The 882-nt window shown below is 73.5% G+C and carries 1 protein-coding gene and 1 pseudogene; one reads left to right on the forward strand and one right to left on the reverse strand.

Annotation, left to right across the window (positions count from 1 at the left end; genetic code table 11):
- Nucleotides 1-44: 44 nt before the first annotated feature.
- On the forward strand, nucleotides 45-653 hold the full coding sequence (locus KBX39_RS32125) for a DUF3043 domain-containing protein (RefSeq protein WP_043329355.1): 609 nt from the start codon (nucleotides 45-47) through the stop codon (nucleotides 651-653).
- A 70-nt stretch (nucleotides 654-723) separates the two neighbouring features.
- Here KBX39_RS32125 and KBX39_RS32130 read toward each other — a convergent pair.
- A pseudogene (locus tag KBX39_RS32130) lies at nucleotides 724-840 on the reverse strand (AzlD domain-containing protein); the annotation flags it as partial.
- Nucleotides 841-882 lie beyond the last annotated feature (42 nt).

Raw genomic sequence — 882 nt, forward strand, 5'->3', positions numbered from 1 at the left:
CCCGTGATGTGCACCGGGCGCGGCCGGTTGGCTACCCTTGCCGCGTGCCGTCGCTGTTTCGCCGCAAGTCCGCCGACCTCGTCGAGGAGTCCGTCACCACTGTGACGACCGACGAGGAGTCCGCCGCCGCCCGTCCCCGGGGCTACACGCCCAGCAAGAAGGAACTCGGGCAGGTCACGCCGAAGCGCCCGGTCGCCGGCCGCCGGCCGACCGCGCCGGCCAAGCCGCTGACCAAGGAGGAGGCCCGCGCGCAGCGCCGCGCCGCCCGCGCCGAGGCCGCCGCCGAGTTCCGGCGCGAGGGCGGCCCGCGTGACCGGGGGCCCGAGCGGCTGCTGGCCCGCAACGTGGTCGACTCCCGGCGTACGGTCGGCACCTGGTTCTTCGGCGGCGCGCTGATCGTGCTGGTCGGTTCCAACCAGGCCATGCCGCCGATCGTGCGGCTGCTGTCCAACCTGCTGTGGGGCGCGCTGGCGCTCGGCGTGCTGATCGACTCGGTGCTGATCTCCCGGAAGATCAAGCGGCTGGTCCGCGAGCGCTTCCCGAAGAGCACCGAGAAGCTCGGCTCGCTCTACTTCTACGCGATCATGCGGTCGATCACGTTCCGCCGGATGCGCGCTCCCGCGCCCCGGGTGAACATCGGCGACAAGGTCTGACCGGCCCCGCTCCGAAATCGGCCCCTTCCCGCTCCGGCGGTGCGGGGCCGTTCTCGTGCGAGGGCCGGCGTCAGTCCACGCCGAGCAGGCGCAGCACCGCTGTGGTGGCCGCCGCCGCGACCACGACCAGCACGAACGGCGCCCGGCGCCAGGCCAGCACCAGGCCGATCAGCACCCCGGCGGGTCTCCCGGTCGCGCAGGCTGGGCCGCAGCAGCTGTCTCATAAACA

Source organism: Micromonospora sp. D75 (genome assembly GCF_018070405.1).
Lineage (GTDB): Bacteria > Actinomycetota > Actinomycetes > Mycobacteriales > Micromonosporaceae > Micromonospora > Micromonospora chalcea.